At 43.8% G+C, this 21,061-nt stretch carries 19 protein-coding genes and 1 pseudogene; 8 read left to right on the top strand and 12 right to left on the bottom strand.

Annotated elements, in window-relative coordinates; genetic code table 11:
• Positions 1-41: 41 nt before the first annotated feature.
• From PTW35_RS09570 to PTW35_RS09600, 7 genes are read right to left on the bottom strand one after another with little or no spacing between them, the layout of a single operon-like run.
• Complete coding sequence (locus tag PTW35_RS09570; protein WP_281024785.1) at positions 42-1,460, bottom strand: hypothetical protein; 1,419 nt, start codon at positions 1,458-1,460, stop codon at positions 42-44.
• On the bottom strand, positions 1,447-2,154 hold the full coding sequence (locus PTW35_RS09575; RefSeq protein WP_281024786.1) for a hypothetical protein: 708 nt from the start codon (positions 2,152-2,154) through the stop codon (positions 1,447-1,449). Before PTW35_RS09575 ends, PTW35_RS09570 begins: the two co-directional genes overlap by 14 nt.
• Positions 2,148-3,143, bottom strand: coding sequence for a VWA domain-containing protein (locus PTW35_RS09580; RefSeq protein WP_281024787.1), 996 nt, complete (start codon positions 3,141-3,143; stop codon positions 2,148-2,150). The genes PTW35_RS09575 and PTW35_RS09580 overlap by 7 nt, the downstream gene beginning before the upstream one ends.
• A 1-nt stretch (position 3,144) precedes the next feature.
• Positions 3,145-4,179, bottom strand: coding sequence for a VWA domain-containing protein (locus PTW35_RS09585; protein WP_281024788.1), 1,035 nt, complete (start codon positions 4,177-4,179; stop codon positions 3,145-3,147).
• Positions 4,172-4,681 carry a DUF4381 domain-containing protein gene (locus PTW35_RS09590; protein ID WP_281024789.1) on the bottom strand — a complete coding sequence of 170 codons (510 nt, stop codon included), beginning with the start codon at positions 4,679-4,681 and terminating at the stop codon, positions 4,172-4,174. Before PTW35_RS09590 ends, PTW35_RS09585 begins: the two co-directional genes overlap by 8 nt.
• Positions 4,682-4,702: 21 nt before the next feature.
• The gene (locus tag PTW35_RS09595) at positions 4,703-5,674 is read right to left on the bottom strand and encodes a DUF58 domain-containing protein (RefSeq protein ID WP_281024790.1); all 972 of its coding nucleotides are present in this window, start codon (positions 5,672-5,674) and stop codon (positions 4,703-4,705) included.
• An 11-nt stretch (positions 5,675-5,685) separates the two neighbouring features.
• Positions 5,686-6,633 (bottom strand): MoxR family ATPase, encoded by a 948-nt coding sequence (locus tag PTW35_RS09600; protein ID WP_281027478.1) that lies wholly within the window; start codon positions 6,631-6,633, stop codon positions 5,686-5,688.
• A 290-nt stretch (positions 6,634-6,923) separates the two neighbouring features.
• On the opposite strand from PTW35_RS09600, the gene PTW35_RS09605 reads away from it, so the two are divergent.
• Together PTW35_RS09605 and PTW35_RS09610 are read left to right on the top strand one after the other, a co-directional pair.
• The gene (locus PTW35_RS09605; protein WP_281024791.1) at positions 6,924-7,979 is read left to right on the top strand and encodes a DUF1214 domain-containing protein; all 1,056 of its coding nucleotides are present in this window, start codon (positions 6,924-6,926) and stop codon (positions 7,977-7,979) included.
• 196 nt (positions 7,980-8,175) lie between these two features.
• A complete protein-coding gene (locus tag PTW35_RS09610) occupies positions 8,176-9,117 on the top strand; it encodes a LysR family transcriptional regulator (RefSeq protein ID WP_281024792.1) in 942 nt (313 codons plus the stop codon).
• A 121-nt stretch (positions 9,118-9,238) separates the two neighbouring features.
• Here the strand turns inward: PTW35_RS09610 and PTW35_RS09615 are convergent, their stop codons facing one another.
• Positions 9,239-10,369, bottom strand: coding sequence for a diguanylate cyclase (locus PTW35_RS09615; RefSeq protein WP_281024793.1), 1,131 nt, complete (start codon positions 10,367-10,369; stop codon positions 9,239-9,241).
• Positions 10,370-10,638: 269 nt separating this feature from the next.
• On the opposite strand from PTW35_RS09615, the gene PTW35_RS09620 reads away from it, so the two are divergent.
• Entirely contained in the window at positions 10,639-11,439 is an 801-nt protein-coding gene (locus PTW35_RS09620; RefSeq protein ID WP_039464099.1) for a LysR family transcriptional regulator, read from the top strand.
• 235 nt (positions 11,440-11,674) lie between these two features.
• Here the strand turns inward: PTW35_RS09620 and PTW35_RS09625 are convergent, their stop codons facing one another.
• The 3 genes from PTW35_RS09625 to PTW35_RS09635 are packed head-to-tail and all read right to left on the bottom strand — an operon-like array spanning position 11,675 to position 15,287.
• Positions 11,675-12,859 carry an outer membrane protein transport protein gene (locus PTW35_RS09625; protein ID WP_281024794.1) on the bottom strand — a complete coding sequence of 395 codons (1,185 nt, stop codon included), beginning with the start codon at positions 12,857-12,859 and terminating at the stop codon, positions 11,675-11,677.
• Positions 12,860-12,899: 40 nt separating this feature from the next.
• Positions 12,900-13,937: a tetratricopeptide repeat protein gene (locus PTW35_RS09630; protein WP_281024795.1), complete on the bottom strand. Its 1,038-nt coding sequence runs from the start codon at positions 13,935-13,937 to the stop codon at positions 12,900-12,902.
• Between the two features lie 15 nt (positions 13,938-13,952).
• Positions 13,953-15,287, bottom strand: a complete 1,335-nt coding sequence (locus PTW35_RS09635) for an anaerobic sulfatase maturase (RefSeq protein WP_281024796.1) — start codon at positions 15,285-15,287, stop codon at positions 13,953-13,955.
• An 835-nt stretch (positions 15,288-16,122) separates the two neighbouring features.
• On the opposite strand from PTW35_RS09635, the gene PTW35_RS09640 reads away from it, so the two are divergent.
• From PTW35_RS09640 to PTW35_RS09660, 5 genes and pseudogenes are all read left to right on the top strand, one after another.
• On the top strand, positions 16,123-16,500 hold the full coding sequence (locus PTW35_RS09640; RefSeq protein ID WP_281024797.1) for a hypothetical protein: 378 nt from the start codon (positions 16,123-16,125) through the stop codon (positions 16,498-16,500).
• Between the two features lie 17 nt (positions 16,501-16,517).
• Positions 16,518-16,835, top strand: coding sequence for a hypothetical protein (locus tag PTW35_RS09645; RefSeq protein ID WP_281024798.1), 318 nt, complete (start codon positions 16,518-16,520; stop codon positions 16,833-16,835).
• Positions 16,832-17,191 carry a hypothetical protein gene (locus PTW35_RS09650; protein WP_281024799.1) on the top strand — a complete coding sequence of 120 codons (360 nt, stop codon included), beginning with the start codon at positions 16,832-16,834 and terminating at the stop codon, positions 17,189-17,191. Before PTW35_RS09645 ends, PTW35_RS09650 begins: the two co-directional genes overlap by 4 nt.
• A 274-nt stretch (positions 17,192-17,465) precedes the next feature.
• Positions 17,466-18,173 (top strand): annotated as a pseudogene (locus PTW35_RS09655) (SUMF1/EgtB/PvdO family nonheme iron enzyme); the annotation flags it as partial.
• A gap of 90 nt (positions 18,174-18,263) precedes the next feature.
• Positions 18,264-19,964, top strand: coding sequence for an alkaline phosphatase family protein (locus PTW35_RS09660; protein ID WP_281024800.1), 1,701 nt, complete (start codon positions 18,264-18,266; stop codon positions 19,962-19,964).
• 137 nt (positions 19,965-20,101) lie between these two features.
• Here PTW35_RS09660 and PTW35_RS09665 read toward each other — a convergent pair whose 3' ends face one another.
• Positions 20,102-21,007 carry a LysR family transcriptional regulator gene (locus PTW35_RS09665; RefSeq protein WP_044624504.1) on the bottom strand — a complete coding sequence of 302 codons (906 nt, stop codon included), beginning with the start codon at positions 21,005-21,007 and terminating at the stop codon, positions 20,102-20,104.
• Positions 21,008-21,061 lie beyond the last annotated feature (54 nt).

Here is a 21,061-nt window from a genome sequence, read left to right on the forward strand (position 1 = left end):
TAATAAAAAGCCCTGATTGTTCAGGGCTTTTTATTAACCAATTACTTATCCCGGTTCAAATCCCAATTAAACATAAATTTAGATGGCTTTTTTTCAACACTGATAACAAGTGCATTCAGTAATTGCTGAGCCTCTTTTATTGAGACAACATACAATGCTTGATTATTAAAAGCCATTTCTAACAACCTTTCCCAAACTTGACGACTCTCGTTATCCAAAACATGACTCAGCGACGATCGTGAGCCCCCTAAACGTGAGGCTATTTCATATAACGTTTGCACCGCTTCTGGGTAAGCTGCACGGTCACACTGGTCTAAAAAGGTTTGCTTGAGCTCTTTACTTTCAGGCTTCCCTCTTTCACCCCGATAGCTACGTGCTCTACGTTGATTCGCGAAGAATAAGAATGAGAGAAAGCTTAAAATAAGCGTTCCAGCCGCAAGATACTCGCGATATTCATTCAACCATTTGGTTTGATGATAGTGCGAATCAAACCACTGAATAATTTTTGCCTTTGCCTTATCGGCTACACTCACCTCCCCAACCTGAAAGTAGTGCGCTGACGTTTTGAGTGTTTCCACTTTCAGCGTATTGGAATTCCACCAGCTCAACGTCTGTTCGGGTACCTTAACTGTCCCTTCATGCTGAAAAACATAGGTGAATGATTGAGTAAGTACGGCTGTGTTCTCATGCGTGAGTGGGCTCAGAATGTCCTCTTTCTCTGCTGGCTTTCTGTATACTTCAACACCTTTCGGGTCCTCAATCTCAAACTGTGGCAATAACATACTGTGCGAGTTTTCTACTGATAATCGATAAGTCAGAGTGACAGCTTGACCAATTTCAAAACCGCCTTCTTCTAACGGTTTCCCATCACCCTTTTCAATCATGAGAGAGAGTTCAGCCTCATCTGAGACAACCCCGTGTTGCATTAAAGATTCATACTGGCCAAAACTCTCGACATAAAATTCTACGGGACGACTTTCAATTCTTCCCCTTATTATATCGCCGTTATGAACTTTCACTGATAGCGGCAAGGAAAAACTGGTTAAGCTGAACGCTCCTGCATGCATTGCGTACACCGATAGCGTTGAAGTTTGGGTGTACCATGTCTTGCCATCATGCTGATATTGAGAGCGGGTAACTATTGGCTCTTCATTGACTACCACAGCCCCCGGAATATCCAAATAAGGCAACTTCATGTCTTCTATGATGGGAAATTGACTTTCAACCTTAACCTCAATCGGTATACGCTCCTTTGGTACGACACTTTTATCTGTGCGAAGTAAGACATTTACTCGTACTTGCTCATCGGCAATTAAGTCAAACATTGTATACTGCGCTTGGTTAGCCAAACTTGGTGCACACCAAAAAGCGGAGAGCAGAAATATACCGTAGACTCTAAGCCAACAACTAAACCTAAAACGGTTCAACGCACAAAAAACATTCTGATTAAAGATGCTCACTCGCGTACTCCTGCTGAAACTTTTGCCTTAAGAATTTTGATGGGTTTTGGCGTACTTGTTTCAGCCATAACTGATCAGAAACAACGACGCTATTACTTTCCCCTTCCTGATCGTTGTCATTCACGATTTGGCGATCATCCAACACTTTTTCGTTGCCCTGTTTTTCAGGCGGCGAATTTTTTATTTTCTCTATGGCCATCTGAATCACTGTAATATTGTTGGTCGCAATAGATTCAAACTCAGGTTTGTTCTTCATAAATTCATATATAGTCAATGCTTGATCAAACTGCATGGAGTGAGCATAAGCATTCGCAAGAGCAAACTGAGCCTTGTCATTATCTAATGCACCTAAAAGCTCGATTGCAGTTACAAAATCGCCAGATAAATAGGTGCTATACGCTTTCCATTGAGGCTCCTCAAACAGCTGTGCCGCTTGTTTAAATTCACCCTGTTCAAAATAGAGAGCCGCCTGCTGATCTTTAGAAAACCACGCCTGATAAAAAGTGGTTGACGACTGCCAATACCAAACAGGCAATGAAAGGACAAGCAAAGTCATCAGTTTAAGCCTATTTTTTATTAGCTTCATTAGTACTACAGAAAACGTCGAGGTCAAACTGCCCACTAGACCATAAGTGTGGTTCTCTGCATCAACGTAGGTTTGATTTCGCCTAATCAAAGTCACTTCCTTTACCATTGCAATGTCCAACCACGCCTAAACCACATCAACTGCACTGGCAACAACATAAAAAGCAATAAATAGCCAGCATCAAGCCAGGGTTGCTCAGTATCGTTGACGGCAAATAGATTATTTTTAATCAGACTTTGTACTTGCTCGACATCGGCACTATTACGCATGAACGTAACTAACTTGCCATGCCCTGCCTCGGCTAACATCGATAGATTATTCAGTTGCGTCTGGCTCTCCTTCGGAACACTAGCAGATTGCTTTAAACCACCACTCTGGCCGCTCTCTCTCATCGCCCAGACCACAACTTGGTGATTGAGTTCTTTGAACTCGGATTTCATCTTTTCAATGGCTAACGTATTTGTTTTATCTGTCACTAGAAGTACCGTAGAGGGTGCTTTCGCTTGTTTCAGCATTTTCACAACCGGCGGGATTACCACTTCAGGATTGCTCTCTTTAATAGGAAGCAAGTTCTCATCTAATACATCCAAAAAGTAACGTATTAACTCGCTGTCTTTCGTCATAGGCATTGCAACATGCGCACTACCCCCAAAAACAACCAAGCCGGTTTTAGCGTCTCCTCGCAATTGAATTAATTGGGATATCTTTTGCTTCGCTCGCTCTAAACGTGTGGGCTCAATATCAGTGGCATTCATACTGGCTGACACATCCAAGGCAATGACCAGCCCTGCATTGTCCTCGTAAAATGGAGACACTTGCTGCTGCCAAGACGGTCCTGCCATCACGAATGTCGCTAAGACTGAAAACAACACAAAGAGCCGATTAGGGGTAATCACGCCATGCCCACTTCGTTTTACGGTAAGATGTTCAATCACATTTTTAGACATAACCCGTTGCCATTGAGACATGACATCGTCTTGTTTTTTTAAGACGTAATACAGGCCTAGCATCGGTAAAAACGCTAACAACCACCATGGCCGCAAAAAGTGAAATTGAGATAGCTCTCCACCATCAAAGAAAATAAATAGATCACTCACTCTATCTCTCCTCTTTTTGTGCATGCTTCTGGATAGTGTGCATGTTCATTTGACGACGCTTACCCTTGGTAAGACGTACCAGCATAATGAGCATAAGCGCGACTAATTGTGTCACGAGGCTAAAACCAAATATCCAGTGGTGCAGACTGTACTTAGGCCGATGGGTCAAAACTTCAAACTCCTTCTGTTCCAACTGCTCGATGGCTAAATAGGCTTGCTCCAGCTCAGAGCGATTCATGGCGTGATACATTTGGCCCCCTGTAATTGCTGCCACTTTCTCTAGTGTTGGCAGATCCATTTTGTAACGTCCCTCGGTACTTGGGTCTCCGATTGCGATCGCATAAATTTTCACACCATATTTGGCTGCAATTTCCGCAGCCTTTAAGGGGGGCATTTTAGAGCTGGTGTCGTCGCCATCCGTCAATAGAATCATTACACGCTGCTTGCTCTGCTCTTGCTCAAAAAGCGAGATTGATAACCCAATGGCATCACCAAATGCCGTTTGAAACCCCGCGTACCCCAACTGCACCTGAGTGAGCAAGGATTGCCAAGTCGCAATATCTTCGGTAAAAGGGGCCTGCACGTAAGGCGCATCGGCAAAGAGAATGAGGCCTAAACGATCGTGTTGACGACGAGCAGCAAACTCACCCAACACTTGTTTTGCAACCGTTAGTCGATCGTGTTTATGGCCCTGCTTATCGGTAAAGTCTCTCTCAGACATTGAACCAGAAAGGTCAAGCGCCACCATAATTTCTCTGGCTGATTTCTTTTGCTCGACGGGATCCCCGAGCCACATTGGTTTAGCAAGCGCTACAACCAGAGCGAGATAGCTTACGATAACTAAGATCCACTGCACTTTACGACGTTGCAAAAGGCTTGCGGCTTCCGACGCTTCTTCACCGGAGATTGATAACAGCCGTTCAAAAAACGGGACTTGCAAGGCACTTTTTTGCTCTTTGTAAGGAGAGACGAAACGATATACGAAGTAAGGCAACACAATCAACACAAACGCCCAAGGCGCATCAAACTCAATCACGCTTCACCTCATGATGTTGGATCCAATGACGGACTGCTTTGAAGCATTCCTGCCATTGCAGCTCGGAGTTAGACTCAGCACGGTTATAAGCTAGCGTGGCGAGCATCCCCGAGTATCGAGTGGAGAATTGACTGTCAGGACAATGGGCATCTAGCCACTTCTCCCAGTCTTGGCCAATCAATGGTGCCACCTCTTGACGAGGAAATGCATAAAGCGCAGTCCGTTTAAGTAACTGGGGTAACCGACTAAGACCTACATCCATATGCTGTAACTGCTGAAGTTCATGTAATGCAGCACGTCGATATGCGTTGGCAATGTATCGCTTGACTCGCAGATAGACTCGAAACGCAATCCAGAAAAGTAAAATAGCCAATAACACGAACCAACCGGGCGCATTAGGCAGCCAAGAAATCCGCTCAGGCCCCCCTGCCTCTGCTAGATTACTGAGCAAAGGGTTCGTTCCGAGTGGCAAAATTGTCTCAAGTGATGTCGATATAGTCATACAACATACCCTCCCCAATCTTTAAGCTTGTCGGCAAGCACTGAGTGCTTTTCTGAGTTGGTAATCTGCAGGCACAACAGTATTTAATTTCAAAACGGGAATTCGATACTTACGTGCTGTATCGGTGAACTGCTCGATCGCGCGGGTGACATCTCGCGCAAACTCGGCTCTTAACTCGAGGTCTCGCCCCGATAACACGATTTGGTTGTGACCGTCGCTGAACACCGCCTTTCCTAGCTCAGCCATTTGGTGCTCAAGCGGATCGGATACATGGCAAAACACAACATCGTTGTGCTGACAAAGTACTTTGAACTGCTCTTCACTGTGCGTGTTGTAGCCGTATCCGTCAGTCACAAAAATCACCAAACTATCATGCTTGACCAATCGCTTCGCTTGGTGGAATAACTTTGCAAAAGAGCCTTGTTGTGAGTCATTAGCCGCCCCCACTCTCAGCTTGTGATTCATGGTCACTATCTGGTTGAGAATCTTAAGCACATGATTCGCGCTGCGTTGCGGCGCAATGGGAACGGCTCCGGAGTCGTTATACACAATCGCCCCCACTCTGTCGGTTGAGCCTACAGCTTTCCAAGCAATAAGTGCCGCCAACTCAGCTGCAATCACCGACTTCATTTTATGGGTGCTGCCAAAAAACATATTGCTTCTTTGGTCAACAAGCAGAAATACGTTCCGTTCGCGCTCCTCAGAAAATATCTTTACATGCGGCTTACCCGTTCGCATCGTCACTTTCCAGTCCATCGTTCGAATATCGTCACCAATTCGATAATGGCGCATCTCTTCAAAGTTCAACCCCCTCCCTCTTAACTTCGACATATGGCGTCCTGCCAATAAACTGTTAATCGGTTGGTGAGGAAGAAAGTCAAAACCTGTTGCTTTAAACTTCATGCTTTGTAGTGATTTGAGCGATGTATAGATATTGGGATCTGGTTCGGACGGCTTTGTTGCCGAGGCTCTTACAAAAGAACGTAACGTCATGCCCACTGCCCTTATGCCACTGCAACTTGTGTAAGAATTTCATCAATGACGCGGTCAGGGCTGATACCTTCTGCCAATGCATCGTATGAGAGGATGAGCCGGTGTCGTAACACACTGTGAGCGACTGTTCGAACATCATCAGGATCGACAAACTGCTTCCCTTTAAGCCAGGCCATAGCGCGGGCACATTTATCTAATGCGATAGTTGCACGGGGACTAGAACCGACAGCAATCCAGTTCGCCAATTCAGATTCGCTGTAATTCTCAGGCTCTCGAGTAGCAACAATGATGGCGACGATGTATTTCAATACAGCGTCGCTGCAGTGAATCTCGCGTATCTGTTTTCTAGCGTCAAAAATACACCGAGGGTCAATAGGTTGAATCTCATTACCTTGAGGTTCCTCCTCTTCTCGAACCATCTTGATGATCCGCTCTTCTGCCATAAAATCGGGATAATCGAGATTAATTTTCATGATGAAGCGGTCCATCTGAGCTTCTGGCAAAGGATACGTCCCCTCTTGCTCTACCGGGTTCTGTGTTGCAAGCACCATGAATGGTTCTGGTAGTCGGTAGGTTTTACCCGCTACCGTCACTTGTCGTTCTTCCATAGCTTCTAGTAAGGCGGCTTGAACTTTGGCCGGGGAACGGTTGATTTCATCTGCCAGCAATAAATTGTTGAATACAGGGCCTGCTTGAAACGTCAGCGTCGGTTTACCATCAACATCTTGATATACCTCAGTACCTGTTACATCTGACGGCAAAAGGTCAGGTGTAAATTGCACGCGCCCCAAACTAACATCCAAGATCTTAGATAGCGCTTTTATAGAGCGTGTCTTGGCAGTACCAGGTAAGCCCTCAAGTAAAACATTACCATTCGTCAGCAAAGCAATTAATAAGGTGTCTACCATATTTTCTTGACCAATCACTGATTTCGTTAACTGCTCCTTAATAAAGAGCATTTTATTTAATGATGTATTCAAACTAATCTACCACCAATAATAAACTTCATGACAAATAAAACATAAACACTTACTATTTAAAATAAACCATATATCTAAGAAAAAGTTAAATAGATAGAATAAGTATCATCCAATAATCATCAGACAGTCAATGAAACTTACATTAATCTCTATGCAAATTAGTCATATCAATTATCAGCATTAATCGCTTCAACAAAGTTAAAAACTAAAATATCATTGATATCGTGTTATTTAGCCCCTTTTAAATCCAATAATTTTTAGGAATAAAAATGAAAAAGATAGCAATTGCCGTCGCGGCTGGACTCAGCCTTTTATCACTTCCAACACTGTCTGCGGAAGTAAGTACCTTGAGTGATTACTTCAACCAAGATGGCGTTATCGCAACATCAGAAAACTACCCTACCCTTGAGTCCGCTCGTCAGTTTGTTAAAAACCAAGAAGTTGTTGGGGTAAACAATTTTCGCCATAAGCGTGAGCTAACACCACTGGATGAACAGGATGTGGTGCGAATGAATAGAGACACTTATTACTCCTTGGCAGTAATAGATGTATCAGAGGGCGCAACAGTTACTCTGCCAGAAATCCCAAAAGGGAAATACATGTCTATTCAAGGTGTCACGGAAGATCACCGCATTCTGCCAATGAAATATGGTGCAGGTACATTTGAGCTCAACACGACAAAAGGCGATCACCTCTACATTATTGTCCGTCTTGACTCAACCTTTACAAAATCTGAAGCTCACGCAATACAAGACAAAATGGTCATTACGGCTCAGTCAAACAAGGTGTTCACGGCAGAACAGGTCAACAAAGCATCTTTTGAGCAGACGGAAAATGCATTGAAAGCCCAGATGCCTGCCATTTTCAAACGTGACGGAGCAACAGCATTAGTAGGAATGTTTACCGCGCCAAATGATGCGTCAAAAGAGCTCTTCACTAAGGAGAAATATGCTGTTGGTGCCGCTGTTGGTTGGGGTGGTGCACAAATAGTTGATAACATTTACGAAGTATCAGGTAACTACCCAGCCAACAAGTGTTATCAAGCAACGTTTGAAGATCCTCAAGACCAAGCTTTTTGGTCTGTAACTGTTTACAACAAACAAGGCTTCATGTTCAATGATGTGGCCAATATCAGCTCAAATACTGCGGATCGCAATACAGATGGCACCTACACGGTAAGCTTTGGTTGTGGTTCTGGTGCACCAAATAACTTAGAAACTCAAAATAAGTCCGGTGAGTTTAACTTAGCATTCCGTCATTACATCCCTAGCCAAAAGGTAAAAGACGGCTACCGAATCTTACCATTCGTAAAAGAAAAACAATAAAATAATAAAGGCCACTCAACGTGGCCTTTATTATTTTATCGTCAATCAAGAATATTAAGCTAAAGGTATTAATAATTAAAATAACCTCCTCTGTTCAAAGACTTTGAACCCAAGCCTACCTTAAATAAAGAAGCTATCCTATAATTCAAAAACATCTGTATTGGCTTGCTTAAAATGAACATTTTCTAAGGATAATATGAAAACTATCGAACAAGAGTTATCACGTATTGATCTTAACCTTCTGGTATCTTTAAGTGTTCTATTAAAAGAGAGGAACGTAACCCGGGCCGCTTCCGCCCTCTATCTCTCTCAGTCAGCCATGAGTCGAATCTTAGGTAAACTAAGAGATATCTTTCATGACCCTCTCTTTTATAGAGAACCTAGTGGCCTAGTGCCTACTCAAAAGGCATTGGAGCTCGAAGCTGCGCTCAATGAGGCTCTATTCAATATAAAAAACATTGTAGATTCCTGCAGTTTCAGCCCTAAAAGCTGCAAACATACTTTTGCTGTCTCAGCCCCTCCTCTAATGAGCGAGTTGATATGTGGAAAACTCGGCGTAGCACTTTTCAACCAAGCACCTAAAGCGAGCCTGGTCGAGTTCCCCACTACCAGGAACCCGACTCAGCAGTTAGTCGAGAGAACCATTGACTTTACTCTTCACATAGAAAAACCAATCAACAAAGTGGATTTCATTTGTACTGAGATAGGCAAAATCCATCCAACATTTTATGTTTGTAGGCATCATCCTTTGGCCAGTCAAGAGGCTGTTACACTTGAGGAGTGCCTTGGTTATCGGTTTGTGGACCTCACGTTGGATATCCGCTCAATATCTGCGAGCCACAACCCAGTAGATCAATACTTAGAAAGCCATGGCCTCTATAGAGATATCGCATTTAAAAGTGGTCAACTTAATTCCCTCATTAAGGTAATGAAACAAACCCCGACGATATTAGTATCTTCTAACTTACTTGCTAAAGTGAGTAATGAACTCATACCTTTAACATTGACGAAAGACAGCCTAGAGTTAAACTTTTCCATTTACTTAATTGAGCATAAGAGGACCTTAAATAGCCCTGCACATCAATGGTTTAGAGAACTTGTACTTGAGCAAACAAAATCGGTACTAGTTGACGCTTAGTCGCGGTGAGAAACACAAAGTAGCAAACTTAAACGCTTCTTGAAGAGATATAAAAGGCCACTTATCAGAAATGTCGAAATTGATGAGTTCTCCTCATCTCTCTGGGCCTTTAATTAACCAATCACTTTGTTATCGACTCGATGTAATACCCATCCCGCCCACGGGACTTCACTTTATACATACAGTTATCTGCGATATCGAGATAAGCCTTAACTGGCTCGGTGGGTACCTCTATGTATACACCCCCTGCACTGATACTCAAAGTCGCTTGGCGAGGATGCTGCAAACCTAATTGTCTCACAGCCTCACAAGCTTGGCTGGCTAAGATGTCCAGCCCCGACTCCATCGGACCCGTCAAAAGCACAACGATTTCTTCACCACCATAGCGGGCAATCACATCCGAATGCCGTTTGAAGACAGTCCGTAGGGCCTGAGATACTTGCTTCAGGTAGGTATCCCCTATGGCATGGCCATAAACATCATTAACCTGTTTGAAATGGTCAATATCGATAAGTAATACACCAAGCTGGCATGATTGGCGGTCTTGGTTTAGCAAGGTCATTCTCTCTTGCAGATACCTTCTGTTGTATAAGCCGGTTACCTCGTCAATATAAGCATGGTAATTGAGCATGATATTTTTAGCTTCTATTTCCCTATTTAAAAGTACTGCTCTTGCCATCAATGTTTTTTTCTTCTGTTCATACAAATAGTCATTAACAAAGCACTTATAATTATTGATGGATAAATAGTTTAGCCAGAGGTACGTTGCAGACAATGAAAAATAATAGTTAGAATATAAAACAATATCAGAATGAAAAACAACAACCATTATATTAGCTTGAAAAACATAACTTGCATAAACCAACAATGAAAAAGCTGGTGAAAAAATCAATAATTTTGCTACCAAGGTTATCAGTATCAAACTAATTATTGAAATATCTGAAAACATGGATATGGATAAAGTGTGTATGGTAGCAACAATACTCACAATGACCAAGATCGCCATTTTCTGATAGATAGCAGCCTGTCCAAAAAATCGGCCAGCAACAAGCAAACCGATACCAACAAACGGAATAGCTAAAAGAAGTAACTGTTTTACATGCTCTTTTTCAATTTCGTTATCAATAATAATACTCTCATCCAACCAGAGTTCAGTCACTTGTGACAAAATCACTGATATAGATATGACAGCAATAATGACCTGAAAGATTGACTTTCCATTATGTTTCTTTATATGTTGTTCTAGCTTCATATTTTCCGTAAAACATAAATAAAAAAAGCCTTTACATCATAAACATAAAGGCAAATCCCTAGCATATTGGTTCTTATTTGCTGTCACTCAGAGCTCTATCTCGAGATAGAAAAGACAGTCTCTCTTTTGCGAATGACGGCGTGATTATAACTTACTCATAATTATATTTGGAATTACCGTTATTCCAACCAAGCTGTACATCAATCTTCTTTCATTTCACCAAATATTGGTAGATAATTCATTTATGGAATAATAGATATTATTGGATTATGAATGATTTAAATACGCTCCATGTGTTTCTTGCGCTAATGCAGACTTGCTCTACGACCCGGGCCGCTCAAAAATTGGGGCGCTCTCAGTCTTATGTGTCCAAAGTGCTCGCTCAGCTACGTGAAGAATTGGATGACCCGCTTTTTGTTCGAAGTGCGGAAGGGTTGACCCCGACTTCCTATGCAGTAAGTGTTGAGCCGAAGCTTCGTGCTGCTTTAGAGCAAGTCAACCAAGCCCTTGAGCCTGAGGAGTTTAACCCCAAATTTATCGATAAAATTACTTTACATATTGTCGAACCCTACCTCATTACCATTGGTAAAGATATCATTGATGCCATTCGCAAAGAATGCGATGCAGTCATTGATATTCGTCAGTGGAATGCACTTAGCGAAACAATGATACAACAAGAAGTTGTAGACATCGGGATACATCTCTTAAGTAATAAAGCACAAACACTACATCAAAAACCACTTTTCAGAGGCTGTGCTTATTTTGAAGGAAACAAGAATGGAGATTACATAAAATACGTTATATCGGGCGTCAATGAGTTTGTTAACCGCTATGAGATGATAGACCCAGCCATTGAGCCGAAAATATACACTGACAACCATATTCTTACTACTCAACTGATGGATCAGCACTATACCCTGCGCTATGCCCCAGACAGAGAGCAAAGCTTTGAGCATGACTTAGATCTTACCGTCGCAATCATTACCAAAGCCTCTCGCCGTCAATCTGAAAAGATTCAATGGCTTACAAAACTGCTAGTGCCCATTATTGAAACCTTCGAAGGCTACTAACTAAATAGACTATTCTTATGGGAATTTCGGATATCATCAATTCCACAATAATCACTTATATAATCCTTTTAAATTTTCAACCTTTTAGATAAGTGATGAACGATTCCCAACGAGTTAAGTTTTTAGTGCAACAGCACCTAAAAAGTGTCAGAAGCAAAGCATTAGCGCGTAATGCAAAAAAAAACAAAGCCAAATCATAAAGATTTGGCTTTTTTAATGCGTTAACTCACGTCATTTAATACGTGAAGCTTACCCCCAAAAAGTGAATACGGCCATCAAACGTACCCGTTATGTCATTAAGCACAGGGTTTTGGAACTGTCGGTCGATGTCAACGTCACCTAAGTCAGTGTACTCGTAGAACATATCAATAGTGACATCATTCCACTTGGTTGCTGCACCGACCGAATAACGGTATTGCTCGCCGACCGGAACATCTACCCACTGCTTGGTTGGCTCATCTTGTGGTGATGTCTCGTAGGAGAAGCCCGCTTTAAGTCGCCACTGGCTATTGAACTGATAATCGGCCCCCAGTGCAAATTTCCACACATCATCCCAATCGCGATCAATTGTTACTGTTTTCGTTCTGTCTGTGACGAAGCCAAACTCCATCACCGTATTATCCCACTCACTCCACTGGTGCCACTGCACCGATGCCAGTAGATCTAACTTCGGGTTAACCGCATAACTGGCACTGATATCGGCAATAGCCGGCACGGTAATATCCGTACGCAGGCTGCTGATAACTGGGCCATTTAAGGGCCCCGATACGCGGGTACCAAATTCATGTTCCAATTTAGTTCGGTAACTCGCGCCGATTGCCAAGCGCTCATCATGCTGGTACATCACACCAAAATTGGCCCCGAACGCCCAGTCGGTATCTTTATCAATATCGAGCAGGCTTGTTGACTGCTCTAGCGAGGCCCAACTTAGCTGCACGCCCGCCCCAACCGACCATTGCGGGTTGATTTGATAGCTAATTGCCGGGTTGATTTGCATTGCGGTCAAGGTAATTTCATCCAACGCTGCCGCACCCGCCCACTCCGTCCCATAAGACAGGCTAGAACCGCCAACCGCACCAAGGGCAAAACCGATATGAATATCATCTGTTAGCTGACGGGCATGAAATGCACCAGCGGATGGCAGTACCGAGTGCGCTTTGCCATCACCATTATCACCGCTGTCGCGATATTTCATTTCGAGATCAAAGCCGAGCAGATTGAATGTAGTTAAACTTTCCCCCATCCCGCTCATTGTCGCAGGGTTTACCCACATCGCCGCCGCCGATCCGGTATAGACACCATCTCCCGCTCCCGCTGTTCCCGCATTCGCTGTAACTGCTTCTTGAAGGAAAATACCACTCGCATGAACAGGTAAAGACAATACCGACATCACTGCCAGTGCTGATTTTAATGGTCGCATTTGCTCCCTCTTTATTATTTTTAATTGTCAATAGGGCTTATTAGCCCCGTTTAGATTTTAGTTCGTCTATAACAAAAGCGGGGGCAACTTCACCCAGAGAGTCCAGGCATGCATCAGCATTGAGATGGTTATACCGCACGTAAATATCACACACGGCATACAATTGCTCGGGCGCCCCTGAGATTTCATAGGCTTTTTCAAATGATGCTGTTGCCTCATCGACATTGACTGCTTCTTGCAGCACACCATTTAAGTACCAAAAGTAACTATTCTCCGGCGCAAGCTCCGTTGCTTTCTTCATTGCCTCAGCCGCCTGTGCCTTTTTATTAAGCCTCACCAAAGTCAAGGCCTGTGAATAGAACAGGTTCGCTTCGTCCGGAAATACTTGCTGCGCCTTTTTTAGAACCTTATTAGCTCGTTGGTCATCCCCTTGGGCTCGGAAGTTATCCGCCAACCCCAGCCATATTTGCGCGGTTTGCTGTTCGCTTTTTTGCAGCGCAGAGTAGATTTGATGCGCTTCATCAAATTGCTGATGCCAGCGATATATATCGGCCAATAGCAACTGGGTCGGTTGATCGGGTGTCTGCCTGAGGTAATTGATTAACTCGGCGGCGGCTGGGTCCATCAGCGCTTGCTGCTCAGCGTTCATCTCCCCATAACTGCGAATAAGGTTGGTGGTCGCGGTCAAGCGTACCTGCTGATCAACATCTTGGAGCAATGGCGAAAGCATGCGCCAACGGTGAGCAAACTGATACGGCTCAGCCCCTATTACCGCAGCTTCGCGCACTCGAGGGTTTTCATCTTGGAGGCCTCGCGCCACTGCAACCAGGCTGTTTTGGTTAGGGAATCGGGCCAACTGCCTCAATGCATCGGCTCGCTTTCCATCATCTTGACGATGATCTTGCGCGATCATCACCCACTGTTGAATCTGTGTTGCTTGCTGTTGTTGGCTAGATGACTGGTTAGCCATACCAGTATCACGACTCAATTGAGGAGTGCTCTGCAAGGCTGCTGCTCCGGTAAACGACGGCAAGGCTAATGACGTCCCCAAAAGCATAGCAATCACTGTGTTTTTCATCGTCTTTACCTCACACTAGAATCGGGTTGGAAAAAACGGCTGACGTAACGCCGTTTTAGGCATAGCGTTTTTCAGCACAGCATCCGAAAATTTACCGTGGGCAACAGGGTTACCCGTTGCACGCAACACCAAGGACAACGCTTTGTCCGCATGCGAGAAAAACTTTTTCCAACCTGCACACAGATAGTTCAGCCCCGGCTCTCCGTCTTTGGTACGGATAAACCGGTTTTTTGGACATTCGCCATAACACGCAAACTGATAGTCACACTGCTGGCACTGGCTGGTAAGGGTGCGTGATTTAGCAAAGCCAAACTTCTGCTGCGCTTCGGAGTACGCCATCTCATCTAGTTTCTGATGATGAATATTGCCGACCCGGTAATCAGGGTACACATAATGGTCACAGGTAAATACATCGCCGTTTGGCTCCATCGCCAACCCTTTACCGCAGATCTCCCCCAAGGTACAAAGTGGATTTTTCCGCCCCATCCAGGTTTCAACACAGGCTTCAAAATACTGCACAAAGACGTTGCCAATATCGTGCTGCACCCATTCGTCAAACACAGCGATAAGAAAATCACCCCACCCTTCGGCCGATACACACCATGGCTCCACGACAGCGTTTTTGTGCCATGGATTTAATCTTTTATCTCCCTGGCGAAGCTGCTCTTGCGGTTTCCATTTCTGGGGCGCAGTGGTTCGGAACGTCTTCTGTTCAACAATAGGGATAAATTGGATCTGGGGTGAACGTACTTCGTCTCGCAAAAAACGATACACCTCGAGCGGATTCTTGCTGGTCAGATTGTTAATACAGGTCAGCGTGGCAAATTTCACCCTGTGCTTATGAAGCAGCTCTACCGCCGCCATTACCTGCTTGAAGGTTCCGCGTCCAGCCCGGTTAGTACGGTAGGCATTATGAAGCATTTCTGGGCCATCAATACTCAGCCCTACCAAAAAATTGTTCTGTGCCAGAAACTCACACCACTCATCATTGAGTAAAGTGCCATTGGTTTGCAGATCATTGGAGATAACGATGCCTTGTGGCTGGTATTTTTTTTGCAACTCGACAATCTTTCGAAAATAGTCGACACCGAGCATCGTCGGCTCACCGCCCTGCCATGAGAAAATGATCTCAGGTGTGTTCTGGCCTTCGATGTATTGCCGTATGTAGGTTTCCAAGGTGTCCTCATCCATTTGCGGTGAGCACCCCTTCTTATATTCAAGTAAGTCCTGCTTACTCAGGTAATAGCAATAGGTGCAATCAATATTGCACGCGGCACCAATGGGTTTTGCCATCACGTGCAATCGCTTCGATGCCTTGCCGTTGTATTGCGGGCCCTGAGTAATCAGCATATTCCACCTACTTATGAACAATTCAGTAAGCTAATCATAAAACGTGCCACACACAGATGCTCGTTATACCCCTTATAACCATTAGTTATTGCGGATAAAGCCTCGCCATCCCTAAAAAACAACAACTTAAAACCAACAGAAGATTGATAATACCATCAAGATAGTTAAGCAAGGCTCAACACGAAAACCGGCAGAGCTTCAATTTGATGATGACAGATGCGCTCTTATCAATTTCAACACATTAAGAAAACAAGAAAAATGAAGGCAACAGGCATAAACACTCAGTGAAAATGAGCCACCATTCATCGCCAAATGACGTTCAAAGCACAAAAGGTATGCCATAGATCCACAGATCCAGCCCCACCCTTCAAACGTTGCGACATATTGCATGTATGAAAAAACCCACATAAATGATTTCAACGTATGGATTTTTAGTCATTTGTGAAGTCTGTCATAATAGCACTTATCCGATTACTAGATTTGCTTTGATCTACGCACTTTCATGCTCACTTTGTCGCATTGTCCAACCCGATATATATACTTGTTGCGCATTGGTTATACAGGTTAAAAATATTGCTTAGTTAAACATATGATTTATGACACTAAAGATGTTTTAGCGGTCAAGACTCATGCCACTCTGAAAAGAGCTATTGATAACTGTGGAGTTTTGTCGTTGAAAACTATTGTTAGCTCGCAATACGATGCAAATTATCCTGCGAACATAAGCTTACCTTTTGAGCCGAAGAAAGGGCCATACAAGGAAATGTTGTTTATAAAAAACCTCTGGATTGACAGTGGCAGAAGGAAAAAATACTAGTAATTTAGGTACAATATAATGATTTCAGTTCAAGCGTTGTATATGCAAAACCAAGTGATCATTGCCAAGCTTACTAAGCTTGGCATCACTGATACTAAATGCATGTTTGAAAATATTGAGGAGTTTTCGGTTACTGGTAGGTTAACCAATGTGAAAATTAACATTTTAATTAATCGAATTGAAGCAATCAAATCGATGATTACAATCAAATGTATAAACAGTAGTGTTTATGAGTTTAATGCTTTTAATCTTAAGTATAGTGATGAAAAATCATTAAATCTTTCAAATTGGATTGATATCAATATCAAAAACATAGTATTAATGGATATAAGAATCAATCGAGTAATAAATGAAATCAGCTTAGAAGAAGCACTAAACCTCACAACTAATCATTAAAAAACATTAAGTAAAACATGGAAAGCAACAAGAAACAGATAATAGAATTAAACCAAATCATTAGGATTGCTAAAAAGTTCAACATTGAGATTATTAAAATTCGCGGTTCTACAAATGGGGTTTGTGTTCATGGTGTAATGTCAAACCATCAGTTAATCATAAATATAAATGATATCTGTCCCCGGTTAACTTGCGTGGAAATATATAAACCGCAAAGTAACGAAAATAGCCGAATTTTCTTTAACGGCCAAGAGTGCATAATGACTTGGCTTATCACTCAATTTAAAGAAGCACATGAAGATTTTTCAAACACAATAAACAGAGATGAAAAATGAAAACTGAACAAGCGATAGCTATGATGGTTAACCTTGGATGTAAGGAACCATATGTTTTAATGCAAGATAAGGAGGGGTATATCATTAGTAGCTCTTTAATTAATGTTACAGTCTCCGTCAGCGTTGACTTCACCTACCCTAACGACTCAATATTTGTTATTAAGTCCAAGGCTATAGTGGCAAATTACTCTTGTAGTTTCAAAATAAAATTTAATGATAAATTCAGCAATTCCATTACAAATTGGATTGTAAAGGGCATGGCTGAAGCCAAAGAATTAGACATGAAACTGCAACTTTTACAGTTCAAAGATATGACAGTTAAAAAAGTCAATGATGGAATAAAGTCCGCCTTATAATCAATTTTCAGGAAGTAATGTTAGAACCCACAAATCAACACCAATAATTAATTATTAAATTCAACAACTTAACTCAATATCGAGTTATACAGCATATAACCTTTAGGAATGGGAATTTTGCTTACAATAGACCTCTAAATTCAATGATCTGCTTGTTGATTCACGGAGGCCTCTTATGCCATCAGCAACATTTAAGCGAGTTGCATGTTTCACCCTATCCGGACTCATCTTGATAGCTGCTACGTCTTGGGTCAACAATGAACTGTTTGCCTCTCCGCCCCACCCTGTGATGCAGCAAATAGAAGCGGACATGGTGTTGGTCGAGGGCGGGACATTCAAAATGGGGTCGAACTTACCAGAAGCTAGCAGGGCCGAAACGCCGGCAAGAACCGTTTCGGTCGATAGCTTCTACATCTCAAAGTTCGAAGTCACGCAGTCGTTATTTGAAAGTGTAATGGGCTCTTCGATGAGTTATTTCAGCGATCCCGACGTGCCGGTCAACAATCTAAGCTGGCAGCAAGCCAATTACTTTATCGAACAGCTAAATAGCCTGACCGGAGCCAACTACCGCCTGCCTACAGAAGCCGAATGGGAGTATGCCGCCAAAGGTGGAAACAAGAGTCAAGGTTTTATTTACAGCGGCTCTGACAATATTGATGACGTTGCTTGGTATTCCGAAAATGCCAACAACCGCGCCCACCCGGTCGGCCAAAAAAAACCTAACGAACTTGGCCTCTATGATATGACAGGTAACGTTGGGGAGTTTGTCATCGATGCCTACGACGAAGGCTTCTATCGCTACGGCCCAACCGATAATCCGAATAATGCACAAGACTCCAAAATCGGCCTTGCGCACAAGTCTGTTCGCGGTGGCAGCTTTGCCTATGACGAAACCCTGTCTGAAAGTTACCGGCGAGATTTTGCCAGCCAAAACATCATTATGGCCGACATGGGGTTACGGCTAGTGCGCGACACCAAATAGTCCCCTAAATTAATGGCCCTGGATGTCAGGCCCATTGTTTTCTCTTCTACACTTCAAGTGTTCGATTTCACCAGAATGGAGCTTCTATCAATGAAGATAGCAACAGTACCTCGCCTGTTATGTCTTAGCTTAAGTTTAATCAGCGTAAATGCCGTCGCCGCACCTCCGCCAGCGCCAAAACTGGTACTTCAGATCACTGTCGATGGCCTACGCGGTGATTTGCTGGACCGCTATAAACACAACTTTGGCGATAAGGGCTTTCGTTATCTCATGGATGAAGGCACCTATTACACCAATGCTCATTACCAGCATGGCAACACTGAAACCATTGTTGGCCACGTATCACTGGCTACCGGAGCGCCGCCTAGTGTACACGGCATGGTGGGTAACGTTTGGTACGATCGCCAAAAAGAGCGTTTGGTTTACAACGTTGAAGACGGCGACTACACCATGTTGACACAGGGTGCAGGGGTTAACCAATCCACAGAGATCGACCCCACTCAAAAAACCGCGAAACTTGATGGCCGATCACCTGTCCCTATCCTATCAACTACCTTCAGCGATGAGCTGGCGGTTGCCAGCAACGGTGAATCGAAAATCTTCTCGGTCTCCGTTAAAGACCGCGGTGCCATATCGCTGGCAGGCCACTCAGGCAAGGCCTTCTGGTTCTCTAAGGCCCAATCCGAGTTTGTCACCAGTAATTATTATTTTGATGAATACCCTGAATGGGTGACAGCTTGGAATACCGAAGGCTATCCTGCCCGCTATAGCAAGCAAAAATGGGAACTCAGCCTTGAAAGGGATAAGTACACCCTTAAGGAAGGCCCTCAAGAGCACAAGGTTGACCTTGCTGGCTTTAAACGTACTTTCCCCCATCCTTACGGCCCTTCGAGCTTCCAGTATTACAGCACCATGCTGACCTTAAGCCCGGCAGGTGATGAGCTTACTGCGGATTTTGCCGCAGCCCTTATGGAGCAAGAGAAACTTGGCCAAGGTGACTTTACCGACTACCTCGCCGTGAGCTTTTCCTCCAATGATTATGTCATCCATATGTACGGGCCATCGAGCCTGGAAACGGAGGATAACTTAATCCGCCTAGACCGCACGCTTGCAAACTTGCTGGCCGATGTCGAAAAGCAGGTCGGGCTGGATAATACCTTAATCGTCCTGTCCGCCGATCATGGAGTGCCGGAAGCTGCACCGACGGTAAATGCGCTAGGTTACAAAACAGCTAAGTACTTCAACCAGGATGCCTTAATCAACGAGCAGCTTGTCAGCCGATTAAACAAGGAGTTTGGCCTGGATGAAAACGCGGTGCGCTTGTACTCACAGCCTTATGTTTACCTCAACCATGAGGTTATTAAGGCCAAGGGCGCTTCTCTTGAAGCTGTCCAGAGGGTAGTTGCTGAGGAAATAACAAAGATCAAAGGAATAGAGCAAGCAGTTACAAGTACAGACGTCATGCAAAATAACCTACCCAATACTCGCTTGATGCAACTGGTAAAAAACAACTTTCACCCACAGCGCTCCGGTGATATTTACCTGGTATTTACCCCACGTACCTATATCAATGATATGGACGGATTGACCATTGCTTCAACTCACGGCTCACCTTGGCGATACGATACCCATGTACCGGTCATTTTTGCCGGTTACCAGATAGACGCCCAAAAGGTGTCTCGTGAAATAACCCCTTATGATATTGCCCCAACTCTGTCGAATGTGCTGGGCATTACCCAGCCAAGCGGGGCTACGGGTAAAGTCTTGAAAGAAATCAATTCTAACCACTGATCAGGCTGCAGCGCATACATAAAGAGCCTACTAAAACAGTAGGCTCTTTGAGTTTCAGGCAAAACATTTATGGATTACTGGACCACACCTAACTTAACCAATATCCGAAGGAAGCAGGCTACGGTTATATCGATAAGCTAGAGGAAATTTTCTTTTACCACTTTAAACAACAGCTGCCTCAACCAGCGGTGACTGGTTTCTGTCGTACGACTTGGGTGCCATATCGCACAAAGATCATAAAGATCCTGGCCAAACGGCATCGGCAAAGCCTTGATCGCATAAAACTCCGAAAAAGATTCAATAGTGGACTTTGGCAACATACCAATGATGTCTGAACCGGCAATAATTGGCAGCATTTCCACCGCTCCCGGTGCTCGAACAACAATATTACGCTGATCAAGCTCCGGAATATCTTCGGCATTTAATAAGCTGCCACGGGCATGCCATCGGGCAACGACGACGTGATCCTCGGCAAGGAACTGCTCGATGGTGACCGAGTCCGTCAAACGAGGGTGATGTTTGCAACACACCACACTCAATTCTTCCGAATACAAAACCTGCGATTTGAGCAGGCTGCGACCTCGTGGTGGTAAATCTATCACCAAGTCATAACGTTGCAAACGTAGGTCTGCCTCCATATCCTCGGTAAACAACGGGTGAATTTCCAGTGCGATGTTCGGTGCTTCCAGGCGAATTTGCTCGACCAAAACGGGGATAATACTGAAGCTAGCAACCGATACACAGGCAATCGAAAATATCCGCCTTGATGTTTTTGGATCAAACTCCCTTGAAGCTGATAACGTAGAACTGAAATTCTTCAGAGATGCCGCCAATGCCGGATAAATATCACTGGCAAAAGCGGTTGGTTCCACGCCATTAGCATTGCGATGAAACAGGGGATCATCATAAATCTCCCGCAGACGCTTTAACCCCTTACTCACAGCTGGCTGGCTAACATCCATACGAACCGCCGCCTTTGACAGACTCTGCTCTTCATATACAGCGACAAATATGGGGATGAGGTTAAGATCAGTACTTTTCATCTCTCTTGCCATTTTAATATTTCAATACCCTTCCAATGATAGACATTAATTATC

Origin of the sequence: Photobacterium sp. DA100, assembly GCF_029223585.1 — a bacterium.
Lineage (GTDB): Bacteria > Pseudomonadota > Gammaproteobacteria > Enterobacterales > Vibrionaceae > Photobacterium.

What these genes read in the sequence shown, in the direction of transcription:
- PTW35_RS09575 (WP_281024786.1), bottom strand. Translation starts at nt 2,154, where the DNA reads ATGGTAAAGGAAGTGACTTTGATTAGGCGAAATCAAACCTACGTTGAT.
- PTW35_RS09665 (WP_044624504.1), bottom strand. Translation starts at nt 21,007, where the DNA reads ATGAAAAGTACTGATCTTAACCTCATCCCCATATTTGTCGCTGTATAT.
- PTW35_RS09595 (WP_281024790.1), bottom strand. Translation starts at nt 5,674, where the DNA reads ATGACGTTACGTTCTTTTGTAAGAGCCTCGGCAACAAAGCCGTCCGAA.
- PTW35_RS09600 (WP_281027478.1), bottom strand. Translation starts at nt 6,633, where the DNA reads ATGCTCTTTATTAAGGAGCAGTTAACGAAATCAGTGATTGGTCAAGAA.
- PTW35_RS09630 (WP_281024795.1), bottom strand. Translation starts at nt 13,937, where the DNA reads ATGAAAAACACAGTGATTGCTATGCTTTTGGGGACGTCATTAGCCTTG.
- PTW35_RS09605 (WP_281024791.1), top strand. Translation starts at nt 6,924, where the DNA reads ATGAAAAAGATAGCAATTGCCGTCGCGGCTGGACTCAGCCTTTTATCA.
- PTW35_RS09645 (WP_281024798.1), top strand. Translation starts at nt 16,518, where the DNA reads ATGGAAAGCAACAAGAAACAGATAATAGAATTAAACCAAATCATTAGG.
- PTW35_RS09625 (WP_281024794.1), bottom strand. Translation starts at nt 12,859, where the DNA reads ATGCGACCATTAAAATCAGCACTGGCAGTGATGTCGGTATTGTCTTTA.
- PTW35_RS09610 (WP_281024792.1), top strand. Translation starts at nt 8,176, where the DNA reads ATGAAAACTATCGAACAAGAGTTATCACGTATTGATCTTAACCTTCTG.
- PTW35_RS09590 (WP_281024789.1), bottom strand. Translation starts at nt 4,681, where the DNA reads ATGACTATATCGACATCACTTGAGACAATTTTGCCACTCGGAACGAAC.
- PTW35_RS09615 (WP_281024793.1), bottom strand. Translation starts at nt 10,369, where the DNA reads ATGAAGCTAGAACAACATATAAAGAAACATAATGGAAAGTCAATCTTT.
- PTW35_RS09620 (WP_039464099.1), top strand. Translation starts at nt 10,639, where the DNA reads ATGAATGATTTAAATACGCTCCATGTGTTTCTTGCGCTAATGCAGACT.
- PTW35_RS09660 (WP_281024800.1), top strand. Translation starts at nt 18,264, where the DNA reads ATGAAGATAGCAACAGTACCTCGCCTGTTATGTCTTAGCTTAAGTTTA.
- PTW35_RS09640 (WP_281024797.1), top strand. Translation starts at nt 16,123, where the DNA reads ATGATTTCAGTTCAAGCGTTGTATATGCAAAACCAAGTGATCATTGCC.
- PTW35_RS09650 (WP_281024799.1), top strand. Translation starts at nt 16,832, where the DNA reads ATGAAAACTGAACAAGCGATAGCTATGATGGTTAACCTTGGATGTAAG.
- PTW35_RS09635 (WP_281024796.1), bottom strand. Translation starts at nt 15,287, where the DNA reads ATGCTGATTACTCAGGGCCCGCAATACAACGGCAAGGCATCGAAGCGA.